This window comes from Pseudonocardia sp. CA-142604, from assembly GCF_050948475.1.
GTDB lineage: Bacteria > Actinomycetota > Actinomycetes > Mycobacteriales > Pseudonocardiaceae > Pseudonocardia > Pseudonocardia alaniniphila.
This window is the reverse complement of the sequence record NZ_CP192045.1, coordinates 1006958-1026897: the sequence shown is the minus strand read 5'-3', so window position 1 is coordinate 1026897 and position 19940 is coordinate 1006958. Positions and strand designations below refer to the sequence as shown.

21 protein-coding genes are annotated in these 19940 nt (G+C 72.5%); 16 read left to right on the top strand and 5 right to left on the bottom strand.

From position 1 onward, the window contains the following. The first annotated feature begins 114 nt into the window (after window positions 1-114). From ACQPZQ_RS04915 to ACQPZQ_RS04900, 4 genes are all read left to right on the top strand, one after another. The gene (locus ACQPZQ_RS04915; RefSeq protein WP_433292461.1) at window positions 115-711 is read left to right on the top strand and encodes a class I SAM-dependent methyltransferase; all 597 of its coding nucleotides are present in this window, start codon (window positions 115-117) and stop codon (window positions 709-711) included. Then, on the top strand, window positions 654-1340 hold the full coding sequence (locus ACQPZQ_RS04910) for a DedA family protein (RefSeq protein WP_433292459.1): 687 nt from the start codon (window positions 654-656) through the stop codon (window positions 1338-1340). The genes ACQPZQ_RS04915 and ACQPZQ_RS04910 overlap by 58 nt, the downstream gene beginning before the upstream one ends. 81 nt (window positions 1341-1421) lie before the next feature. Then, on the top strand, window positions 1422-2120 hold the full coding sequence (locus ACQPZQ_RS04905) for a hypothetical protein (protein WP_433292457.1): 699 nt from the start codon (window positions 1422-1424) through the stop codon (window positions 2118-2120). A 60-nt stretch (window positions 2121-2180) separates the two neighbouring features. Then, window positions 2181-2633 carry a hypothetical protein gene (locus ACQPZQ_RS04900; protein ID WP_433292455.1) on the top strand — a complete coding sequence of 151 codons (453 nt, stop codon included), beginning with the start codon at window positions 2181-2183 and terminating at the stop codon, window positions 2631-2633. A 4-nt stretch (window positions 2634-2637) separates the two neighbouring features. Here the strand turns inward: ACQPZQ_RS04900 and ACQPZQ_RS04895 are convergent, their stop codons facing one another. The 3 genes from ACQPZQ_RS04895 to ACQPZQ_RS04885 all read right to left on the bottom strand — a co-directional run bounded on the left by ACQPZQ_RS04895 (window position 2638) and on the right by ACQPZQ_RS04885 (window position 5546). Beyond that, window positions 2638-3297 carry a response regulator transcription factor gene (locus tag ACQPZQ_RS04895; RefSeq protein ID WP_241038771.1) on the bottom strand — a complete coding sequence of 220 codons (660 nt, stop codon included), beginning with the start codon at window positions 3295-3297 and terminating at the stop codon, window positions 2638-2640. A 304-nt stretch (window positions 3298-3601) separates the two neighbouring features. Further along, complete coding sequence (locus ACQPZQ_RS04890) at window positions 3602-5227, bottom strand: sensor histidine kinase (RefSeq protein ID WP_433292453.1); 1626 nt, start codon at window positions 5225-5227, stop codon at window positions 3602-3604. Further along, window positions 5214-5546, bottom strand: coding sequence for a hypothetical protein (locus ACQPZQ_RS04885; protein ID WP_433292451.1), 333 nt, complete (start codon window positions 5544-5546; stop codon window positions 5214-5216). The genes ACQPZQ_RS04890 and ACQPZQ_RS04885 overlap by 14 nt, the downstream gene beginning before the upstream one ends. Window positions 5547-5658: 112 nt before the next feature. On the opposite strand from ACQPZQ_RS04885, the gene ACQPZQ_RS04880 reads away from it, so the two are divergent. The 4 genes from ACQPZQ_RS04880 (at window position 5659) to ACQPZQ_RS04865 (ending at window position 10019) form a co-directional block, all read left to right on the top strand. Then, window positions 5659-7218 (top strand): DNA-3-methyladenine glycosylase 2 family protein, encoded by a 1560-nt coding sequence (locus ACQPZQ_RS04880; protein WP_433292449.1) that lies wholly within the window; start codon window positions 5659-5661, stop codon window positions 7216-7218. Further along, window positions 7215-7712, top strand: a complete 498-nt coding sequence (locus ACQPZQ_RS04875) for a methylated-DNA--[protein]-cysteine S-methyltransferase (RefSeq protein ID WP_433292447.1) — start codon at window positions 7215-7217, stop codon at window positions 7710-7712. The genes ACQPZQ_RS04880 and ACQPZQ_RS04875 overlap by 4 nt, the downstream gene beginning before the upstream one ends. A gap of 214 nt (window positions 7713-7926) precedes the next feature. After that, a complete protein-coding gene (rmuC, locus tag ACQPZQ_RS04870; RefSeq protein ID WP_433292445.1) occupies window positions 7927-9453 on the top strand; it encodes a DNA recombination protein RmuC in 1527 nt (508 codons plus the stop codon). A 38-nt stretch (window positions 9454-9491) separates the two neighbouring features. Further along, a complete protein-coding gene (locus ACQPZQ_RS04865) occupies window positions 9492-10019 on the top strand; it encodes a DUF6542 domain-containing protein (protein WP_433292443.1) in 528 nt (175 codons plus the stop codon). Here ACQPZQ_RS04865 and ACQPZQ_RS04860 read toward each other — a convergent pair. Continuing rightward, window positions 9931-10905 carry a 4-hydroxy-3-methylbut-2-enyl diphosphate reductase gene (locus ACQPZQ_RS04860; protein ID WP_433292441.1) on the bottom strand — a complete coding sequence of 325 codons (975 nt, stop codon included), beginning with the start codon at window positions 10903-10905 and terminating at the stop codon, window positions 9931-9933. The genes ACQPZQ_RS04865 and ACQPZQ_RS04860 overlap by 89 nt on opposite strands. A gap of 100 nt (window positions 10906-11005) precedes the next feature. Here ACQPZQ_RS04860 and ACQPZQ_RS04855 point away from each other — a divergent pair, with 100 nt between their 5' ends. From ACQPZQ_RS04855 to ACQPZQ_RS04845, 3 genes are read left to right on the top strand one after another with little or no spacing between them, the layout of a single operon-like run. Further along, the gene (locus tag ACQPZQ_RS04855) at window positions 11006-11626 is read left to right on the top strand and encodes a lipid droplet-associated protein (RefSeq protein ID WP_433292439.1); all 621 of its coding nucleotides are present in this window, start codon (window positions 11006-11008) and stop codon (window positions 11624-11626) included. Next, window positions 11623-12951 (top strand): exodeoxyribonuclease VII large subunit, encoded by a 1329-nt coding sequence (gene xseA / locus ACQPZQ_RS04850; RefSeq protein WP_433292437.1) that lies wholly within the window; start codon window positions 11623-11625, stop codon window positions 12949-12951. Before ACQPZQ_RS04855 ends, xseA begins: the two co-directional genes overlap by 4 nt. Then, window positions 12948-13163 carry an exodeoxyribonuclease VII small subunit gene (locus tag ACQPZQ_RS04845; protein ID WP_241038761.1) on the top strand — a complete coding sequence of 72 codons (216 nt, stop codon included), beginning with the start codon at window positions 12948-12950 and terminating at the stop codon, window positions 13161-13163. Before xseA ends, ACQPZQ_RS04845 begins: the two co-directional genes overlap by 4 nt. Window positions 13164-13175: 12 nt before the next feature. Here ACQPZQ_RS04845 and ACQPZQ_RS04840 read toward each other — a convergent pair whose 3' ends face one another. Further along, a complete protein-coding gene (locus ACQPZQ_RS04840) occupies window positions 13176-13832 on the bottom strand; it encodes a DUF4245 domain-containing protein (protein ID WP_433292435.1) in 657 nt (218 codons plus the stop codon). A 171-nt stretch (window positions 13833-14003) separates the two neighbouring features. Between ACQPZQ_RS04840 and glpX the strand changes: the two genes are divergently transcribed. The 5 genes from glpX to ACQPZQ_RS04815 all read left to right on the top strand — a co-directional run bounded on the left by glpX (window position 14004) and on the right by ACQPZQ_RS04815 (window position 19936). Then, window positions 14004-15080 carry a class II fructose-bisphosphatase gene (gene glpX, locus ACQPZQ_RS04835; RefSeq protein WP_241038759.1) on the top strand — a complete coding sequence of 359 codons (1077 nt, stop codon included), beginning with the start codon at window positions 14004-14006 and terminating at the stop codon, window positions 15078-15080. A 154-nt stretch (window positions 15081-15234) separates the two neighbouring features. Continuing rightward, on the top strand, window positions 15235-15792 hold the full coding sequence (locus ACQPZQ_RS04830; protein ID WP_433292433.1) for a L,D-transpeptidase: 558 nt from the start codon (window positions 15235-15237) through the stop codon (window positions 15790-15792). 81 nt (window positions 15793-15873) lie between these two features. Then, entirely contained in the window at window positions 15874-17286 is a 1413-nt protein-coding gene (locus ACQPZQ_RS04825) for a class II fumarate hydratase (protein WP_433292431.1), read from the top strand. Between the two features lie 128 nt (window positions 17287-17414). Further along, on the top strand, window positions 17415-18617 hold the full coding sequence (locus ACQPZQ_RS04820) for an EAL domain-containing protein (RefSeq protein WP_433292429.1): 1203 nt from the start codon (window positions 17415-17417) through the stop codon (window positions 18615-18617). A 182-nt stretch (window positions 18618-18799) separates the two neighbouring features. Further along, window positions 18800-19936, top strand: a complete 1137-nt coding sequence (locus ACQPZQ_RS04815) for an ABC transporter substrate-binding protein (protein ID WP_433292427.1) — start codon at window positions 18800-18802, stop codon at window positions 19934-19936. Window positions 19937-19940: the final 4 nt, after the last annotated feature.

The window sequence follows — 19940 nt, the reverse complement described above, 5'->3', positions numbered from 1 at the left end:
CGGACGGCACGTGCAGTAGGGCTGGACCCACCTTCCACCCTCGGGCCAGCCCACCCACGCACAGGCGGTCCAGCCGCATGGTTCTGTGGCCCCGGCGGCGCGAGTGTGATCGCCATGACCGCATGGACCGACCACCGCACCTTCCTGCGCCGCGCGCTGCGCAGGCCCGCCCTGATCGGGGCGCCCGCGCCGACCGGCCCCACGCTCGCGGCGGCGATCGCAGCGGTGCTGCCTGCGACGGGTGCGCCGACCGTGGTGGAGCTGGGCGCGGGCACCGGAGCCCTCGCCCCCGCGATCAGCGCGCGGCTGGCCCCCGGTGCCAGATACCTCGCCGTCGAACTGGACGCCGAACTGGTCGCGCACCTGCGGCATCGGATGCCGTGGCTGCACGTGCTGCGGGGCGACGCCGCGGACCTCCCGGCGCTGCTCGCGAACGCCGGCGTCGGGCCCGTGGACGTGATCGTCTCGTCGCTGCCGTGGACGCTGGTGCCCCCGCAGCAGCAGCGCGACATGCTCGCCAGGATCGCGGCCACCCTCGCCCCCAGCGGCGTCTTCACCACCATCACGACCCTGACCGCGCTGCCGACGCGGGTGCGCGAGCTGCGCCGCAGCCTGGAGGCCACGTTCGACGAGGTCGTCGCGACCGAGCCGGTATGGCGCAACGTGCCACCGTCGAGGCTCTTCGTCTGCCGCGGCCCCCGGGCGTGCTGACGGCGCTGCTCGACGCGGTCGCGAACTGGCCGGCAGCGGCGGTCCTCGTCGTCGCGGCGATGGTCCTGGTGGTCGAGAGCGGCACCCTCGTCGGCGTCGCCCTGCCGGGCACTACGCTGCTCGTCGCGCTCGGTCTGTGGTCGCACATCCGCCCCGACGCGCTGGTGCCCGCGATCGCGATCTCGGCCGCCGCCACGGTCACCGGCGTCCATATCGGATGGTGGCGGGGCCGATCCGGCCGAGGGGTACCGGCGCTGGACGGGGACGGCCGCCATCGACGGGTGATCCGGGCCGGCACGGCCAGGGCGCACCGATGGCTCGCGGGCCGCGGGCCGGTGGCGACGGCCGCCCTGCTCGCCTGTGGGCACTGGGCTGCTGCGGCCCGGCCGCTCATGCCACGGGTCGCCGGCGGAGCGGGAGTGCCGTACCGGATCGCCGGACCACCGCTGGTGCTCACGGGCACCGCGTGGGCCGCGACCCTCGTCCTACTGGGAAACAAGGTCGGGGCGCACGTGCTGACCCAGGCCGGGGCGGTGCCGCTGGTGGTCGTCGCGCTGCTGATCGGGGCCTTGGTGCTGCACTCGCGATGCCGCCACAAGAGCATCGCGGTGGGGTCGGCCGTTCGGTAGAGTGCCGCTCACCCAGATGAGCTAGACCAGATACGGACCGTGTTCGGCCCTCCGGAGCCGGCCGACCCGCGGAGGCAGCCCGTGCGTTCGACCATCAGGATCCTGCTCGCCGCCGCCGTCGGGGCAGCCGTGGTCGCGAGCGGGGGTGCGGTGTTCACCCTGGCCACCCCGTCCCCCACGCCTGCGGCCGCCACGCAGGCGGTCGCCGCCCCGAAGCCCAGCCCGAGGGCCGCCGCCGCACCTGCCCGGGCTGCCGAGGCGCCGGCCCCAGCGGTGGCTGCGCCCGCGCCGCCACCGGTCGCAGCACCAGTGGTCGAAGCCGTTGAGCAGCGGGCTTCAGCCGCCACCGAGCGCGCCAACAGAAGCGCGAAGCGGCAGCAGCAGGACGTGGTGGTGCTGCGCAAGCCTGCCGTCCGAGCCGAGGCAGACGCACCGTCGCGCCGGGCCGAGCCTGCACCCCAGAGGCCCACCGCGAAGGCCTCCGCCCCCGCCAAGCCCCGGGCTGCTGAATCCGAGCCGGCCGAGCGCAAGAAGCCGGAGCGGACCACGGCTCCCCGGAAGCCCTCCCTCGACGAGCAGCGCCGCATCGAGGAGCGCCTGCGCAAGATCGTCGCCGTCCCCCGGACCGACGACGACGAGCGCCGCACCGTCGGCAGGCTGATCGACGGGATCACCCGTCCCGTGCTGGGCACCTGCGAGCGACTCCCGGTCGTCGGCGGCCTGGCGTGTGGGGGAGGCGGACTCCTGGCCGGCGTCACCCGTTCGGGTGGTCTTGGCTAACGTCCGTCGCTCTGCGTCGATGGTCCAGATGGATCTCGTCGGCGTGTAATGGGGGAAATCGTGGCTTTCTCGTCCCGGGTGATGCTCGCCAACTCGGTGATCGGGGTCCTGGCCGCCGGTAGCACCGCAGTCCTCACGCTGGCGCCCCCCAGCGCCTACGCGGCGGTGAAGGTGCCCGACTTCGACACCCACGCCGCGGCCCCCACCCCCGTCGGCGCCACCGGTGCACCGGCCATCGTGCCCCCCGTGACGGGCGCTCAGATCGCAGGTCTCGTCCTGACCCCGGCCCGCGACCGGGTCAACGCGATCATCGCGGAGCGCGCGCAGGCCGCGGCGGCAGCCCAGGCGAAGGCGGAGGCCGCCAGGGCCGCCGCCGACCGGGAACAGGACGACCACCAGGCCGACTCCAGGGCCGGTGCAGACCGTGGCGACGAGACCTTCCGCCGGTGGGCCGCCCAGTTCCGGCAGGCGTGCGACAGCGGGCGCCTGCATGGCGAGATCTGCACCAGGTGACGCCTCAGCCGTCGAGCCGGTAACCCATCCCCCGCACCGTCACGATCCGCTCGGCACCGAGCTTCCGCCGCAGGTAGCGGACGTAGACGTCCACCACGTTCGAGCCCGGGTCGAAGTCGTAGCCCCACACGTGGCTGAGCAGCTGCTCACGTGAGAGCACCTGCCCCGGGTGCCGCAGGAACGTCTCCGTCATCGCGAACTCGCGGGCCGACAGATCCACCGTGCGCCCACCCACCCGTGCCCGGCGGGTGCGCAGGTCGAGCTGGAGCCCGCCGTGCGTGAGCACCGTGGGTTCGGCGGTCCGGTCGGTCGCGAGCCGCAGCCGCACCCGGGCAAGCAGCTCCTCGAAGCGGAACGGTTTGGGCATGTAGTCGTCGGCGCCGCCCTCCAGCCCGGCGACCGTGTCCTGCACGCTGTCACGCGCGGTCAGGACGATCACGGGCATCGGGCAACGCTCGGCCCGCAGCTTGCGCAGCACCGCGAACCCGTCCATTCCCGGTAGGCCGATGTCGAGCACCATCAGGTCGAACCCACCGGTCATCGCGTAGTCGTAGGCCGACGGGCCGTCGCCGACGACCGTCACGGCGAAGCCGTTGGCCGACAGTCCCTTCTCCACGAACGCGGCGATGCGCGGCTCGTCCTCGGCGATCAGGATCCGGCTCACGAGTCCTCCTCGCTGACGCTCGTCGGCCGCGTTCGCGGGGCTGCTGCGCCCGATGGTGAGCTCGCAAGCTCGCCCACGAGTCCCCCTCACTGACGCTCGTCGGCCGCGTCCGCAGGGCTGCCCTGCCGAATGGTGAGCTCGCAAGCTCGCCCACGAGTCCCCCTCGCTGACGCTCGTCGGCCGCGATCGCAGGGCTGCCCTGCCGAATGGTGAGCTCGCAAGCTCGCCCACGAGTCCCCCTCGCTGACGCTCGTCGGCCGCGTCCGCAGGGCTGCCCTGCCGAATGGTGAGCTCGCAAGCTCGCTCACGACGCCACCGGGTGCGGGACCGGTGGCACCACGACGGTGAACGTGGCGCCCGCTCCAGGCACGCTGTCCAGCAGCACCTGGCCGCCGTGCGCCACGGCGATGGCCCGGACGATCGACAGGCCCAGACCGGCGCCGTCGGACCGGGGACCTGCCGCCGCACCGCGGGCGAACCGCTCGAAGATCCGTGCCCGGTCGGAGGCGGTGACCCCAGGGCCGGTGTCCGAGACCCAGAACCGCAGCAGGCCGCCCGCGAGCTGCGAACCGATCGCGATCCGGTCGCCGGGACGCGTGTAGCGACACGCGTTGTCGGCGAGAGCCACGATCGCCTGCGTGATCCGCTGCGGGTCGAGCACGGCGTCGACCCGGGCGACGGTCTCCAGCACGAACTCCCGCTCCCCCAGCCGCGCAACCTTCTCGAATGCGTCCTCGGTGAGCTCCCCGACGGCCACCCGTTCGAGCTGCAGGAACGCCGGCTGCTCCGAGCGCGCGAGCAGCAACAGGTCCGACACCATCCGGTTCATCCGGCCCAGCTCGTCGTCGACCAGCGCGATCGTCGAGGCGACGTCGGAAGGATCGGCGGGATCCAGCACCTCGAGGTGACCGCGCACGATCGTGATCGGCGTGCGCAGCTCGTGCCCGGCGTCGTCGACGAACCGGCGTTGCGCCGCCACTCCCATCTCGACGCGGTCGAGCATGGCGTTGACCGTGCGCACCAGGTCACCGAGCTCGTCACGCTCGCCGGCGTCGGGGATGCGCCCGGACAGGTCGGTGTCGGTGATCGTGCGAGCGGTCGCGGCGACGTCACGCAGCGGGCGAAGGATGCGTCCGGCGACCAGCCAGGCTCCTGCCGCCGCGCCGAGGAGCGTGATGCTTCCGACCAGCAGCATGAGCCGGGCGGCGCTGTCGGCACCCGCGCGTTCGGCGTCGGCGAGGTAGGCGGCCACGATCACCCCGCGCGACGGGTCGCCCTCGAGCGAGACCGGGATCGCGAGGTAGCGCACCTCCCCCGCCACCGGGCTCTCGTAGCGCCCGTCCCGCGGCTCCGGCACGGCGGCCACCAGGCTCGCGAACTCCGGGTCCCGCGCGAGCACCTCCGGTGTGCCCGGCTCCTGGCGGCTCTGCGAGCGGTACACGCCGTCGACGTAACCGAGGAACTTCTCGTTGGGCCGCGCGATGTTGTACGCGATCGCCTCCCCGATCACGTCGCCGACGGTCGCGAACGGCAAGCCGGTGCGCGGGTTGATCCCGGTGGCCGTCAGCTCGGCGAACTCGTCCACTTCGGACCGCAGCGCGTCCTCCATCCGCTCGTCGGTCGCCTGGATCAGCAGCCGCCACGTCACGAACGTGACGACGGCCAGTGCGCCGAGCACGAGCAGCAGAACCCAGCCGATGATCCGGGTCCGCGCGGTCCACAGCACCGCGCGCAACCGCGGGGGAACGACTTTGCGCACCGCGACGGTGTCCCCGTCGGCCCGCGGGTCGGAGCGGTCGAGCATCGCGGGCATCGGCGTCCTCGTCGTGGCCTCCGGGGCGCCGGCCCGATCGGTGGGGCGCCGGTGCGGTCCATCGTCGCCGAGATCGGGTCGGGGGCCCAGCTCGGCGGGACGATCAGTCGTCGTCATCGCGCCCGTCGTCGCCGGGCCCGTCGTCGCGCCCATCGTCATCGCCCGGTCCGTCGTCGCCAGGCCCGTCGTCACCGCGGCCGTCGTCGTCCCCGGCGCGTACGGGGGGCGGCGGGGCGACGTAGCCCTGAGGGTCCGCGGGTGGCTGCCCGGGTGGGCGCACGCCCGGATCGGGGGCGGCGGGGGCCTGGACGGTGATTGGGTCCAGGGGCTCGCCATCACCCGTCCGTGCCGAACCCAGCGCTGCCATGCCGACCACGACACCGACGACGAGCAGCACGGTGGTCACGATCGTCAGGGGGAGGCGCACAACGACCATGCTGGGCAGCACAGGTGACCACGACGTGAGACGGAGATGAGAGGACTCTCATCTGCTGTTCGCGTCCGATTCCCGCCAGTGCGAGGACGTTTGCGGTGGCAGAGTCGTCGCCGTGCTACTCGATGAGGAACGTTGCTACCGCGCCGTCGCCGCTCGCGACGCCCGCTTCGACGGGCAGTTCATCACCGCGGTACGCACGACCCGTATCTACTGCCGGCCGTCGTGCCCGGCGATGACGCCGAAGCGGGCCAACGTCGAGTTCCTGCCCACCGCGGGCGCCGCGCAGCAACGCGGATACCGCGCCTGCCGCCGCTGCCAGCCCGACGCCGTGCCCGGCTCGCCGGACTGGAACATCCGCGCCGACCTCGCCGCGAGGGCCATGCGGCTGATCGCCGACGGCGTGGTCGAGCGCGAGGGGGTCGTGGGGCTCGCCACCCGGCTCGGCTACTCCGAGCGTCATCTCAACCGGGTTCTCACGGCCGAGTTGGGAGCCGGGCCGCTCGCGCTGGCCAGGGCGCACCGGGCGCACACCGCACGGCTGCTGATCGAGACCACGCCGCTCGCGATGGCCGACATCGCGTTCGCGGCAGGCTTCGCCAGCGTCCGGCAGTTCAACGACACCGTGCGCGAGGTCTACGGGGTTCCGCCGACCACATTGCGCACGGAGGCCGGCCGCCGCCGGGGAGCGATACCTGCCGCGGCCGGGACGCTCGTGCTGCGGCTGCCGTACCGCCCGCCGTTCGACGGCAACGGCCTGCTGTCGTTCTTCTCCGCGCGCGCCCTGACCGGCGTCGAGTCCGTCGTGGACGGGACGTACCGGCGGACGCTGCGACTGCCGCACGCTGCCGCGACCGTGGCGCTGGACCTGCGACCCACCGCGCCCGGCAACGGCAGTCGACGTGCCGCCGGTGCCGAGCACGTCGTCGCGACCGTTCGCCTGGGCGATCCGCGTGACCTCGGCCCCGCGGTGGCCCGGCTCCGCCGCCTGCTCGATCTCGACGCCGACCCGCTCGCCGTCGACGCCCTGCTCGGCGCCGACCCCGCGCTCGCGCCGTCCGTGGCCACCACGCCCGGGATCCGGCTCCCGGGCAGCGTCGACAACGTGGAGACGGCCCTCCGCGCGGTGCTCGGACAGCAGGTGTCGGTGGCGGCAGCCCGGACTGCTGCGGTCCGGTTGGCCGCGGCGCTGGGCGAGCGGCTGCCCGCCCAGCTCATCGGCGCGACCGACGATCCGTCCGCCGGCACCGCGGACCTGCTGTTCCCGACGGCCGCCACGATCGCCGAACGCGGCGCCGAAGTGCTAACCGGGCCGGCCACGCGCATCGCGACCGTGCTCGGGCTGGCCGAGGCGATGGCGGACGGGTCCCTCGTACTCGACGCCGGGCGCGACCCGGCCGAACTGCGGGCGGCGCTCGTCGCCCTGCCCGGCATCGGGCCGTGGACCGCGGGCTACCTCGCGATCCGCGTGCTCGGCGATCCCGACGAACTTCTCGCCACCGACCTCGCGGTGCGCCGCGGCGCCGGTGCGCTCGGTCTGCCGTCCGACGCCGGACGGCTCGTGGCCCACGGCGAGAACTGGAAGCCGTGGCGGTCCTACGCCGCGATGCACCTGACGCGCGCCTCGGCCCTCACCCCCACAGCCACCACTCGGAAACTCCGGAGGACTTCATGAACGCCACCTGGTCCACCTTGGACACCCCCATCGGACCCTTCACGGCCATCGTCGACGAGGACGGGGCCGTCATCGCGTCCGGCTGGACGGCATCGCTGGACGAGCTGGTCCCGCAGATCCACCCGACACTGCGGCCCACCGAGCTGACAGAAGGCGATCTGGGCGCCGTCGGCGACGCCATCGTCCGCTACCACGACGGCGATGTGTCCGCTGTGGACGACGTGCCGGTGAAGCAGCGGTCGGGCGAGTTCCTCGAGCACGCCTGGGACGTACTGCGCAAGATCCCGGCAGGCGCCCCCGTCACGTACACGGAGTACGCGGCGAAGTCCGGCCGCCCCGCCGCCGTGCGGGCCGCGGCGTCGGCGTGCGCGCGCAACGCAGCGGCGCTGTTCGTGCCGTGCCACCGCGTGCTGCGCACCGACGGCACCCTCGGCGGCTTCCGCTGGGGCCTGGAGGCAAAGCGCTGGCTTCTGAACCACGAGAGCCCCCGCTGACCCTGCACGAGGAGAGCGTTGTGGAGCCGTAGTGCTGTTGGGGCGCGGGGCCTGACGGCACTACGGCTCCATACTGCCCCTGTCGTTCGCTTGATTGGGTGAGCCCTAGCTCGACCATCTGTTCGACCGTTCACCGATTCGTGTCGCCCGCTGGACCCGAGGGTTCGGCGAGTCTGCCCGGTTTCCGTCGGACGCCCGGTGCACGCTGATCGCCGTGGACACCGCCGCCGTCTCCGTGCTGCTCATCGGCCTGATCGTCGGCGCCGTGCTCGGCGCGGGCGTCGTCTGGTTCCTCGTCACGTCCCGGTCCCGGGTCGCGACGGCCGAGGCCGGGCGGGCGGCGGCTGACGCCTCCGCGATGGCGCGGGCGGATGCGGCCGGGCTACGCGCCGAACGCGCCGGGCTGCTGGAGCGGCTCGACGACCTCATCGAGCAGCACGAACGCGCCACCGAGCGGCTGCGCCGTGCGGAGTCCGAGGCGGCGGCGGCCCTGGCGGCGTTGCAGAGCGAGCGCGAGGCGGGGGCGCAGCGCGAGCAACTGCTCACCAGGCGCGACGCCGAGCTCCGGCAGGCCTTCCAGGCGCTCTCGGCCGACGCGCTCGCCCGCAACAACGAGCAGTTCGTGGCCCTCGCCGAAGGGCGGATCAAGGAGGCCACGGCTGCTCTGGCCGCCAAGGCCGAGGGCGACGCCACGACCCGCGCCCAGGCCATCGCGCAGCTGCTCGACCCTGTGGCGTCCACGCTGCAACGCGTCGAGGGCCAGCTGCGCACGGTCGAGAAGGAGCGCGAGTCGGCGTACGCGGGGCTCCGCGAGCAGGTCAGCGCCATGCGCCTCAGCTCGGAGCAGCTGCAGCACGAGACGAAAGCGCTGGTCAACGCTTTGCGCGCGCCCCAGGTGCGCGGCCGCTGGGGTGAGCTGCAGCTGGAGCGGATCGTGCAGCTGGCCGGCATGGTCGAGCACTGCGACTTCTCCACCCAGGTCACGGGGCAGGGCGAGGAGGGCGGCGTCCGGCCGGACATGGTCGTGCACCTGGCCGGTGGCAAGCAGATCGTGGTCGACGCGAAGGTGCCGTTCGCGGCCTACCTCGAGGCCGTCGAGAGCCGCGATCCCGACGTGCACCGCGAGCGTCTCGCCGCCCATGCCCGGCAGCTACGCCAGCACGTCGACGCGCTGTCGGCCAAGAGCTACTGGGCGGCGTTCGAGCCGTCGCCGGAGTTCGTCGTGCTGTTCGTGCCGGGCGATCCGTTTCTCGAGGCCGCGCTGCAGTCCGATCCGGCGCTGCTCGAGCACGCCTTCTCGCACAACGTCGTGGTCGCCACACCCACCACCCTCATCGCCCTGCTGCGCACCGTCGCCTACAGCTGGCGGCAGGAGGCGCTGGCGCGCAACGCCGCGCAGGTCCACCAGCTCGGTAAGGAGCTCCACAGCCGACTCGCCACGATGGGCACCCACGTTGCCAAGCTCGGCCGCAGCCTCGACTCGGCCGTCGCCAGCTACAACCAGACGGTGTCCTCGCTCGAGGCGCGCGTGCTGGTCACCGCGCGCAGGTTCACCGACCTCGAGGTCAGTGACGACGAGATCGCGGCACCGGCCCAGGTCGAGCGGGCTCCGCGCACCGTGGCCGCGCCGGAGCTGGTGGCCTCGGCCGACGACTCGCTGGTCGCCCTGCACGAGCTCGCCCGCGGAGAACGACCCGCAGGCGACGGCCGTCCGGAGGGCAGAGCTACCGTGACGAGGTGACCAATCGCGGTGAACGGGGCGCGGGCGGCAGGTGGCCGATGAGTGACCGGTCGGTGGTCCCCACTGTGCTCGGGATCCCACCCGTCGCGGCGGTCGGCGTCGGCGCTGCGCTCACCGCCATCGGCGTGATCGGCGACCTCGTCCGCATCGGAAGCCTCGGCATGGTCTTCGCCGTCTGCTACATCGCCGGGTGCGTCCTCGCGATCGCGTGGGTGCGTCGCGACGGGATGTTCGGGCCGATGGTCCAGCCGCCGCTCCTGGTGGCCGTGGCCGTGCCGGTCGTCGTGCTGCTCGCGGGCTCGCCCAAGCCGGGCGCCGGGGTGGCCGAGCGGCTGCTCGTCGTGGGCGCGCCGCTGGTCAACGCATTCCCGACCATGGCGTCGACCACCGGCATCGTGCTGGTCATCGGCGTGGTCCGGCTCATCGTGCAACGCCCGCTCGACGCCCCGGCCGCCACCGCGCCCGAGGAACCGCCCGTCAGCCCGCGGCGGAGTTCTGCTGCGGGCCGCGGGCGGGGCGCAGCTCGCGGGGCAGCGAGAACGTCAGGGTCTCCTCGGCGGTCGTGACCTCGTCCACGGAGGTCCAGCCGCGCTCGGCGAGGTGGTCGAGCACGCCCCGCACCAGCACCTCGGGCACCGAGGCGCCGCTGGTGAGCCCGATCGTCCCCACGCCCTCGAGCCAGCGCTCGTCGATCTCCCGGGCGTAGTCGACGAGGTAGGCGGCGCCTGCGCCTGCCTGCAGCGCCACCTCCACCAGCCGCACCGAGTTGGACGAGTTGCGCGACCCGACCACCAGCATGAGGTCGCACTGGGGGGCCATCGCCTTCACGGCGACCTGGCGGTTCTGCGTGGCGTAGCAGATGTCGTCGCTCGGCGGGTTCTGCAACGAGGGGAAGCGCTCGCGCAGCGCGCGCACCGTGTCCATCGTCTCGTCGACCGACAGCGTGGTCTGCGACAGCCACACCACCCGCTCCGGATCCCGCACGGTGACGCCCGCCACGTCAGCTGCCGTCTCGACGAGCTGGATGTTCGCCGGCGCCTCACCCGAGGTGCCCTCGACCTCCTCGTGGCCGTGGTGGCCGACGAGCAGGATGTCGAAGTCCTCGCGGGCGAAGCGCTTGGCTTCCTGGTGGACCTTGGTGACCAGCGGACAGGTGGCGTCGATCGTGCGCAGTTGCCGCTCGCGTGCCTGGTCGCGGACCGCGGGCGACACACCGTGGGCCGAGAACACCACGAGCGCACCTTCGGGCACCTCGTCGGCGTCATCCACGAAGATCGCGCCACGCTCGGTGAGCGTCTCGACGACGTGCACGTTGTGGACGATCTGCTTCCGTACGTAGACCGGCGGGCCGTACTGTTCGAGCGCCTGCTCCACGGCCTCGACGGCCCGGTCGACGCCTGCGCAGTATCCGCGCGGCTTGGCCAGCAGGACGCGCTTGTTCGCTCCGGACATGGGCCCCAGCCTACGGGCCCCTCTTGTTCTCGCAGACGTCACACATCCGCCCGAAACCCCCAGCCTGCTCCCTGCGGCCGGGCAGAGGAGACTGGGGGTCATGAGCCCGCTGCCGCTGCCGGTGCGGCTTGCCGCCGGCCTTGTCGCCACAGCCGTCGAACAGGCCCGTGACCTGCCCCGCCTTGTTGTCGAGTTCCCCGTCACCGCCGTGAGCCAGGCCCTGCAGGCGTCGATGCGCGTGCAGCAGAAAGTCACCGAGCTGGCCATCAAGGGCGATCGCGCTCTGGGGACGCTACGTCCCGTCGAGGAGCGGCCGGCATGGGCCGTCTTCGACGACGAGGAGCCGATGGAGCGCAACGGCGCGAGCACGGTGAGCAAGCTGCACCACCGGTCCGTGCGCGACGCCGTCGTCACGCTCGCAGCCGAGCCGGCCCAGCCCGAGGCACCCGTGCAGACGGCCTCCGAGGTCGCAGCGGAGACCACCGCAGACGCGGCGGCACACGCGGCGCCGGAGCAGCGCACACCGGCGGACGACACCGCGACGGGCCCGAACGTCCTGCCCGGCTACCGGGACCTGACGATCCCGCAGCTGCGCGGCCGGTTGCGCCACCTCACAGTGGAGGACCTGCAGGCGCTCCTGGACTGGGAGACGGCCCACGACAACCGGCCGCCGTTCGTCACGATGCTCTCCAACCGGATCACCACGGTCAAAGAGGGGTGACCCACCCGAACTCGGCCGACCAGCCGTGGCCGGTCCGCACGGTCGCCAGGAAGATCGCCGAGTGGGTCGACCGGCTCGGAGCGGTGTGGGTGGAGGGCCAGCTCGCCCAGGTCACCGCACGTGCCGGCACCGGCACCGCCTTCCTGGTGCTGCGCGATCCCGCCGCTGACGTGTCGCTCCAGCTCACGGCACCGATCGGGCTCGTCCGGGACGGCGGGCCCGCGGTGGCCGAGGGCAACCGGGTCGTCGTCCACGGGAAGCCGTCGTTCTTCCTGGGCCGCGGCACGCTCAACCTGCGAGTCGACGAGATCCGCGCCGTCGGCATCGGGGAGCTGCTCGCCCGGATCGAGCGGTTGCGCAAGCTGCTCGCCGCCGAGGGCCTCTTCGACCCTGCACGTAAGCGGCGACCACCGTTCCTGCCCGGCTGCATCGGCCTCGTCACGGGCCGGGCGTCGGCGGCGGAGCACGACGTCGTGTCGAACGCGACGGCGCGTTGGCCGTCCGTCCGGTTCCGGATCGAGCACACGGCCACGCAGGGCGCGCTGGCGGTCCCGCAGATCGTCGACGCGCTCGGTGCGCTGGACCGCGACCCCGAGGTCGACGTCATCGTGCTGGCCAGGGGCGGCGGCAGCGTGGAGGACCTGCTCCCGTTCTCCGACGAGACGCTGTGCCGCGCGGTGGCGGCCTGCCGCACGCCCGTCGTGTCGGCGATCGGGCACGAGCCCGACACCCCCCTCGTCGACCACGTCGCCGACGTCCGCTGCTCCACGCCCACCGAGGCCGGGCGGCGGCTCGTGCCGGACCTGGCGGAGGAGACGACCCGCATCGCGGGGCTGCGCGACCGGGCGCGGCGCGCGCTGGCGGGATGGGTGGATCGCGAGGAACGGCTGCTCACAGCCCTGCGCGGACGACCCGTGCTGGCCGACCCACTGCAGGCCATCGACGCGCGTGCCGCCGAGGTGGAGCGGCTGCGCGAGGCCGCCCGGGCATGCCTGCTGCGCGGCCTGGACCGCAGGAGCGCCGATCTGGAGCACGTCCGGGCGCGGTTGACCACACTCGGGCCGGCCGCCACGCTGGCGCGCGGTTACGCGGTGGTGCAGCGGTTGTCCGACGGCGCCGATCCGGGGACGGTGCTGCCCGTGCTGCGGTCGGTCACCGAGGTCGGTCCCGGCGACCGGCTGCGGATCCGGGTGGCCGACGGGGCGGTCACCGCCGCCGTCGGGGACGACACGCACGCAGGGGGCGCTGAGATCGAGGCCGTGGACGGTGGCACGGCGAAGCCGCCGAGCGCCCGCCCACGCAGGAGGAAGGCGAGCACGACATGACCGAACAGCCTGGCGTCGACGGGCTGGGCTACGAGCAGGCCCGCGACGAGCTCGCCGAGGTGGTGCGCACGCTGGAGACCGGCGGTCTCGGCCTGGACGAGTCGGTGGCGTTGTGGGAGCGCGGCGAGGCGCTCGCCCGGCGCTGTGAGCAGCAGCTGGCCGGAGCGCGCGAACGCGTCCAGAAGGTGCTGGACCCACCCGCTTCCGACTGACGCAGCCGCAGGTCAGCGCGGGAGCGGGGTCGCACCGGCGGCCGCGGCGGCCAGGGCGCGGAACTCCTCCTCGTTGCCGCTGCCCGTGAGCAGCATGCGCACCGGGTTGCCGCCCGGCGCGGTGACCTCCGTGATCCAGACGGGCTCGGCACGTGCCGCCGCGCTGCCCTGCCCGCCGTAGACGACCCATTGCTGCCCGTCGACGTCGACGGGGCCGCGTCCCGGGACCGGCGCCTGCCCCGCCGCAGTGGTGAGCAATGCCGCCTCCGAAGCGTCGCTCTGCAGTAGCTGCAGGTAGCGGCCGCCTTGCGTGACGTACCCGGAGCGGACGGCCTGGCCACCCCCGGTGACGGGGTCCTGGTCCACCGAGTTCATCCGCCAGCCCGCCGGCACCGCAGGGTCCCGGACGGGGAACGGCATGAGCGGCGCGAGCCTGCCCAGCTCGGCCGGCGCGTCGACGACCGGGACGGCGCCGGGGTCGATGGACGGCCCGGTGGGCGCGAACGACCACGACCCGGACAGGGCACCGAACCCGATCACGATGAGCACGAGAACGCCCAGCGCCACGAGCATGTCCCGCATGGTCATCGCCGACCGCGGCGGCTTGGACGGCGGACCCGCGGCGGGGCGGGCGGACGGCCGCGGCGTCGGATCCGGCTGGGAGGTCACGCGTCCCATCCTCCCAGCACGTGCGCATCGTCTCAGCCGCAATGGTTTCGGACTGTTGGACAACCGTTGATGCGACCGATCTGCCAGGATCAGAAGCAACCCCGAACGGCCCCCCGCGAGCACCGCGCGTGCTCGCCACGGGGGGAAGCCACGGGGAGAAGGAGGCCGTAGATGAGTTCGGCGGAGGACGCCAGCACCCCCCGCGAGCGGCGCCGCGAAGCGCCCGACCGCAACCTGGCCATGGAGCTCGTACGCGTCACGGAAGCCGGCGCGATGGCCGCCGGGCGCTGGGTCGGGCGCGGCGACAAGAACGGCGGTGACGGCGCGGCCGTCGACGCCATGCGCCAGCTCATCGGCACTGTGTCGATGCGCGGGGTCGTCGTGATCGGTGAGGGCGAGAAGGACGAGGCGCCCATGCTCTACAACGGCGAGGAGGTGGGCAACGGCGAAGGCCCGTGGTGCGACGTGGCGGTCGACCCGATCGACGGCACCACCCTGATGGCCAAGGGCATGCCCAACTCGGTGGCCGTCCTCGCTGTGGCCGAGCGTGGAGCGATGTTCGATCCGTCCGCGGTCTTCTACATGGAGAAGCTCGCCGTGGGGCCGGAGGCGGCCGATGTCATCGACATCACGATGCCGGTGGCGGAGAACATCCGCAGGGTGGCGGCGGCGAAGCAGACCGACATCACGGACGTCACGGTGTGCGTACTCGACCGGCCGCGCCACGAGTCGCTGGTGAAGGAGATCCGCCGCACGGGCGCGCGCATCCACTTCATCTCCGACGGCGACGTGGCCGGAGCGATCTCGGCGGCCCGCCCCAACACGGGTGTCGACCTGCTCTACGGGATCGGCGGCACGCCCGAGGGGATCATCACCGCGGCGGCGATGAAGTGCATGGGCGGCGCGATGCAGGGCAGGCTCTGGCCCAAGGACGACGAGGAGCGCGCCAAGGCCGTCGACGCAGGTCACGACTTGGATCGGGTGCTCACCACCGACGACCTCGTCCGCGGCGACAACGTGTTCTTCTGCGCCACCGGCATCACCGACGGCGACCTGTTGCGCGGTGTGCACTACCGGGCGGGCGGGTGCACAACGCAGTCCATCGTCATGCGTTCGAAGTCGGGTACCGTCCGGATGATCGACGGCTACCACCGGTTGACCAAGCTGCGCGAGTACTCCTCAGTGGACTTCGATCTGTCCGATGAGCAGCTGGCCGCAGTGGAGCACTCCGCCCCACCACTCCCGTAGCCTAATTTCGAAACGCACCATTCCGTAATGGAATCGTCAGGGCGTGGGACCGCCATCACGGTTGATCCGCGCGAAGCCGACACGGAATGCTTCGTATAGCTACAGAAGCGGGGGTTGAGCGACCCGCCCGAGGGTCGTCGATTGGGGTTCGTCCATGCGTGCACTGAAGCTCCTCGGTCTCGCCGGGGCCACGGCCGCTGCAGTTTTCCTGGGGAGCGCTGCGGTCGGAGCGGTTCCCGCCGAGGCCTCGATCAACCCGCCCAGCCCGGCGGTACCCGCTCCTGTGCACGCACCGCCGCCGGGCGCTCCGGGAGGGAACGCACCCGACCCGGGCAGCGGCAACCTGGCGCCGACCGCGGCCGGCACGCCCTGCTCGTCGAGCGCCAGGGCATGCATCGACCTGTCCGCCAACCGCGCCTGGCTGCTGCAGGGCGGCAAGGTCCAGTACGGACCGGTGCCGATCACCCACGGACGCAAGGGCTTCCTCACCCCGCCCGGCACCTTCCGGGTGTCGTTCAAGGACATGAACCACAAGAGCTCGCTGTACAACAGCGCGCCGATGCCGTACTCGGTGTTCTTCAACGGCGGGGTCGCCTTCCACCAGGGCAGCCTCCGGCAGCTCTCCCACGGGTGCGTCCACCTCTCCCGCCCCGCCGCCCAGAACTTCTTCAACACGCTCCAGACTGGCGACGTCGTGCAGGTCGTCCCGTAGCTGCCCCACCGCGGACGGTCGCACCGTGCCGTCGAGCACTCCTCGATGCGCGCGGCCCGACCGGCGAGAACACTGGGCCACATGAGCGACGACGCCGAGGCCGGGTTCCGCATCGAGCACGACACGATGGGCGAGGTGAGGGTGCCCGTCGACGCCCTGTGGCGGGCTCAGACGCAACGTGCCGTGGAGAACTTCCCGATCTCCGGCCGAGGTCTCGAGCGGGCTCAGATCCGCGCGCTGGGGCTGGTCAAGGGCGCTGCTGCCCGCGTCAACGGCCGGATCGGGGTGCTCTCTCCCGAGCTCGCCGAGGCGATCTCCGCGGCCGCTGACGAGGTGGCCGCCGGCAAGCACGACGCCCATTTCCCCGTCGACGTGTTCCAGACCGGGTCGGGCACGAGCTCCAACATGAACGCGAACGAGGTGATCGCCTCCGTCGCCGCCCGTGCCGGCGTCGACGTGCACCCGAACGATCACGTGAACGCGTCGCAGTCGTCGAACGACGTGTTCCCCACCACGATCCATCTCGCCGCCACCGAGGCGATCGGCGCGGACGTGATCCCCGCGCTGGAGCACCTGGCAGCCACCTTGCGCAGGCGTTCCGCCGAGTGGGCCGACGTCGTCAAGGCCGGGCGCACCCACCTGATGGACGCCGTGCCGATCACGCTGGGCCAGGAGGCGGGCGGCTGGGCGACGCAGGCCGAGTACGGGGCCGCCCGGCTGCACGACACGCTCACCAGGCTCGGGCAGCTCCCGATCGGCGGCACCGCGGTGGGCACCGGCCTCAACGCACCGGACGGGTTCGGCGCGGCCGTCGTCGAGGAGCTCCGGTCGGCCACCGGGCTGGAGGTGCTGTCCGAGGCGCCCGACCACATCGAGGCCCAGGGCGCGCGCGACGGTCTGGTGGAGGCCTCCGGAGCGCTCCGCACCGTGGCCGTTTCTCTGTTCAAGATCGCCAACGACATCCGCTGGCTCGGCTCGGGCCCCCGCACCGGGCTCGCCGAGCTGCACCTGCCGGACCTGCAGCCGGGCAGCTCGATCATGCCGGGCAAGGTCAACCCGGTGATCTGTGAGGCCACGATGATGGTGGCCGCCCAGGTGATCGGCAACGACGCCACGGTCGCGTTCTCCGGCAGCCAGGGCAACCTCGAGCTGAACGTCATGATGCCGGTGATGGCACGCAACGTGCTGGAGTCCGCGCGGCTGCTCGCCGCCGTGGCCCGCCTGCTGGCGGACAAGGTGGTGGCCCGGGCCGAGGCGGACGTCGAGCGGGCGCGGGAGTTCGCGGAGTCCTCGCCATCCGTGGTCACGCCGCTCAACCGGTACCTCGGCTACGAGGAGGCGGCGTCGATCGCGAAGCAGTCGCTGAAGGAGCGCAAGACGATCCGCGAGGTCGTGCTCGAGCGCGGGCACGTTGACGCAGGCAAGCTCACGGCCGACCAGCTCGACGCCGCACTGGACGTCCTGACGATGGCGCGCGGAAGCAAGACATCTTGACCGATCGGGCGCGAAATATCACCCGAAGGGTTCGAAGCCTGTAGCCCTCGGTGATGATTCATCCGATGTTCACCCTTCGCGCTACGCCACGTGATTGAGTTCCCTCACGCGCAGCGGAAGGGGGCCTGATGAGCGATCACGGCAGGTTCACGTTCGAGCCGCTGCTCAATCTCGTGAACGGCCGGCCCGTTGGCATGGAGGTGCGTCGCGCCCAGGCGCGCGACCAGGTCCAGGTCGTCGCGCGCCAGTCGGTGTGGGGCACCCGGCAGCTCGCCGAGTTCGACTCCGGCATCGCGATCGCGTCGGTGCTGGCAGGCACCGGCTACGACGCCACGGTGCCGCTGCACGTGGACGTACTGGCGGACACGGTGGTGACGGCCCGCCGCCGCGTCACCCAGGTGCGCTCGTCACTGCAGAAGCGCGAGCCCAGTGGGTTCACGCCGCCGATCCTGCTGGAGATCAACCCGGCGCTCTCGGCGGCACCGCCGGACGCGCTCGCCGAGGGAGTGGCGGAGCTGCGGGCCGACGGTTTCGGCATCGGCTTCGACGCGGTGAGCCGGGGCTTCGGGCTCGACCTCGTCGCCGAACTCGAACCCGATCTCGTCAAGATCGACCCCGGGCTGGTGGCACGGCTGCCGCACACGCCTCGGGCGCGCACCGTCGTGCAGGCGCTGGTCGAGGTCTGTCACGCCGTCGGCGTACGCGTGTGCGCCACCGGCATCAGCACCCCGGACCAGCTCGCCGCGGTGCGCGACCACGGCGTGCCCTGGGCGCAGGGCCCGCTGCTCGCCGAACCCCGCAGGCGCCCGTCGACGAGCGGGATCCTGCTGCCGGTGGAGCTGATGCCGCAGGCCCACGCGGCACGGCAGCCGTCGCAGCACGCCCCCGTCACCGTCGGACAGCAGCAACCCCAGCAGGTCCGCCACACCCTGGCCGACCTCGCACAGGCCGCGGTGGCCCTGCCCGAGACGGCCACCGCCGAGAAGGTCCGCCAGGCGCTGGCCGACCATCCGCAGGCCGGCAGTGTGGTCCTGCTCGACGCGAACGGGCGCCCCAGCGGCTTTCTCGACCGCAACCGCTTCATGCTGGCGATCTCGGGTCCGTTCGGCCGCGCGCTGTACGCGAACAGGCCTGCGATGGCGCTCGCCGAGCAGCCGCGCACCATTCCGACCACCGTGGACGCCCGCGGCGCTCTCCAGTTCTGCCTTTCCGGTGACCGCAGTCGCAGCTACGACGACCTGGTGCTGCTCGACGGCAACCGCGTCTGCATCGGCATCGTGCGGGTGACCGACCTCGTGCAGGAAGCAGCGGGGAGCCCGTCGGCCGCCTGAGCCGCTCTTCGTCCCAGCCCTCGTGGCAGCGCTGCCGGCAGGCCGCGACCTTTCCGTGACGGTCTCGCAATGCGTCGGTATCCGCTGATACATGCCCCGGATGGATGATCTCCACAAACCGGAAACGTCAACAGCGCAGGCTGCGGCGTCCCCATCGGGTGATCAGGGAAAAGGAGCTCCCCATGACCGCACGCCGCGTACTGGTGGCCGCGATCGGCGCCGCGCTGGCATTGAGCGCGGCCGGATGCGTGAGCTCAGGTGGCTCGGACAGTCCGGCTGCCGCAGGCGGCACCGGCTGGGCCACTGCCGCCTCGGCGCAGGCAGGCGGAGGGTTCGACGCCCTCGTCGCCGCCGCCAAGGCCGAGGGCCAGCTCAACGTCATCGCGCTGCCGCCCGACTGGGCCAACTACGGCGCGATCATCAAGACCTTCGGCGACAAGTACGGCATCAAGGTCAACTCGGCGAACCCCGAGGGAAGCAGCCAGGACGAGATCAACGCCGTCCAGCAGCTCGGCACGCAGGACCGGGCCCCCGACGTGCTCGACCTCGGGCAGTCCTTCGCCACCGGCAACACTCCCCTGTTCGCGCCGTACCAGGTGCAGACGTGGGACTCGATCCCGGACGGCAACAAGGACGCCGGTGGCGCCTGGGTCAACGACTACGGCGGCTTCATGTCCATCGGCTGCAACGCGAAGCTGGTGCCGACGTGCCCCACCACCTTCGCCGACCTGGCCAAGCCGGAGTACGCGGGCAAGGTGGCGCTCAACGGCGACCCCACGCAGGCAGCCGCCGCGTTCGCGGGCGTCTGGGCGGGAGCGCTCGCCAACGGTGGGTCGCTCGACGACATCGCCCCCGGCGTCGAGTTCTGGGGCAAGCTCGCGAAGAACGGCAACCTCCTCAAGGTCGACCCGACTCCTGCCACCATCGAGAGCGGCCAGACGCCGATCGTGCTCGACTGGGACTACCTGAACGTCGCACAGGCCGACAAGGTGAAGGCGTCGTTCGAGTGGAAGGTCGCCGTGCCGTCCGACGGCCTGTTCGCGCAGTACTACACGCAGGCGATCAACAAGAACGCCCCGCACCCGGCCGCTGCGCGCCTCTGGCAGGAGTTCCTCTACTCCGACGAGGGCCAGAACCTCTGGCTGGCGGGTAAGGCCCGCCCGGTGCGTCTCGACGCGATGACCCAGGCCGGCACCGTCGACAAGGGTCTCGCCGCGGCGCTTCCCCCGGTGAGCGGCCAGCCGGAGTTCCCGACCCAGGCCCAGACCGACGCGGCTCAGAAGGTTGTCGCCGAGGGCTGGTCCGGTGCAACCGCGTAAGGAG